The organism is Escherichia sp. MOD1-EC5189 (genome assembly GCF_002966045.1).
Classification (GTDB): Bacteria; Pseudomonadota; Gammaproteobacteria; order Enterobacterales; family Enterobacteriaceae; genus Escherichia; species Escherichia coli_F.
Window position 1 is genome coordinate 1 of record NZ_PTRX01000102.1, and the last position, 690, is coordinate 690.

Annotated in this window: 1 protein-coding gene; it reads right to left on the reverse strand. The window is 48.1% G+C overall.

Annotated features, from left to right (window positions below; all coding sequences use genetic code 11):
- Positions 1 to 690: 3'-5' exonuclease (locus tag ATB02_RS25725; RefSeq protein ID WP_198600607.1), on the reverse strand; the 690-nt coding region annotated here is incomplete at both ends.

Sequence of the window (690 nt, forward strand, 5' to 3'; positions counted from 1 at the left end):
AATCAGCCTGACTCGGGATCAGTTTTTGCCAGATAACTGAAACGTATTTTGCCTGGTAACGGGCGTCATCAAGTGCATTATGGCGCTCACCTTCGAATGGAATAGCCGTTCTGGCATCGAAGTCTATGGCTTTCCCCAGCTCAACGATTGTGCGTACATCGCGATCGTTGTAGTAACGCCACGGGCAGGGGATCCCCTGCCGTTCGTATGAACGGCGCAAAATCGTGTTGTCGAAGTTGGCTCCATTTCCCCAGACCTGAACAAAAAATTCACCGGAGTTTTCGTCGATAAATTCCCGCAATTGTAACAGTGCATCATCTAACGGGATTTCATCGGTCATAATGGCAGATTGCGCTTCGCGTGATTGCTTAAGCCACCATTTAATGGTGTCCCGATCAATGACTCCGCCAGCAGTTTCCAGATCGATAGTCTTACTAAATTCCGGTCCCATATCTCCGGTTTGCGGATCGAAAAATATTGCACCTATTGAGATGATCGGGGCATCAGGATTTTTTCCCATGGTTTCAAGGTCGATCATTAGATGGTCACACGTCCTGCTGGTGGATGTGATTTCTTGATGACCGTTCACCTTAATTGAGTGATCTGCCGTCTCGCCAGTTTCATTATCGCTATCGTGATGCTGATTGCCGCCAGTGTTCTCCTTGTGTGGATGTTCAGCGCCTTCCATTT